The 923-nt window shown below is 29.0% G+C and carries 2 protein-coding genes; both read left to right on the top strand.

Translation table 11 applies throughout. From position 1 onward, the window contains the following. On the top strand, window positions 1–473 hold a 473-nt coding region (locus QZ106_RS00380), incomplete at its 5' end, for a hypothetical protein (RefSeq protein ID WP_295972837.1). Next, on the top strand, window positions 470–923 hold a 454-nt coding region (locus QZ106_RS00375), incomplete at its 3' end, for a hypothetical protein (RefSeq protein ID WP_295972834.1). The genes QZ106_RS00380 and QZ106_RS00375, both read left to right, overlap by 4 nt.

The raw sequence follows: 923 nt of genomic DNA, 5'->3' as shown, positions 1-923 counted from the left end.
GAAATGCGATTTCTTATGTTGATCCATTAGGATTATCGCCAAATAATAATGTTGATCAGTTTGGGGATTATTATGGTGCTTCTGCTGCAGTAGCAAATGGAAATTCTACTTGGCAAATACTTTCTAGCACTTTGGATGATATGAAAAGACTTGACCTAGTAAATGCTGATCAATTTTTTCATTGCACTGCATTTTGTAGAGTCTCTAAGTCAAATTCACCGGATAAAGGGCTGGCTTTAATGCTTGGAGGGATGAAAGAGGGAATAGACTTTCTTCAAAACTTAGTGGGCAAATATGGTAGAGAAAAGTTAACCAATTCAGAAATGTTAGAAGATATGAATAAAGATATGGAGGTTAATAGATATGGATTTAAATGTCCCTCGAATCAAACATGTGCTCAACGATGTGAAAAATATTTAGATCCTAACGCTCATAAAACAAAAAAAATATTAAAGGAAAAAGGATATCTATGAGTAGATTTATTAAATTAATTTTGAAGTTTAGTATAGGCGTTCTATCTGCAATTATATTTATAGTATTGTTGATATTTTTGTTTGGAAATACTAGCTATAATGACTACAACTACAGCACTCCTGACGATTTTTTAAATTCGAAGACCTTTTCATGGTATGATGACATTTTCCCTAGAAATAGTAATAATATATTTTTGAGAACTTTTATAGAGACAAATGAAATGATTGTTATTTTTGAGGTTAATAAGACTGATGAAATACCTGCTTCTCAACTTTATACCATACCCTCTATCAATAGAGGAGTAGAATTTTTAAAAAGCTTAAACATTCCTGATTCTAAAAAACAATATTTTATAGATAATAAAAAAATATATTGTTATTTTAATAAAAACAAGTCATCTTATTTAGTTAGCAAATATTATTCAAATAATAATGATATAGCACATTACA

The organism is uncultured Aggregatibacter sp. (assembly GCF_901873365.1).
Classification (GTDB): Bacteria; Pseudomonadota; Gammaproteobacteria; order Enterobacterales; family Pasteurellaceae; genus Aggregatibacter.
Note: the sequence above shows the minus strand (reverse complement) of the source record. Positions and strands in the feature narration are given on the sequence as shown.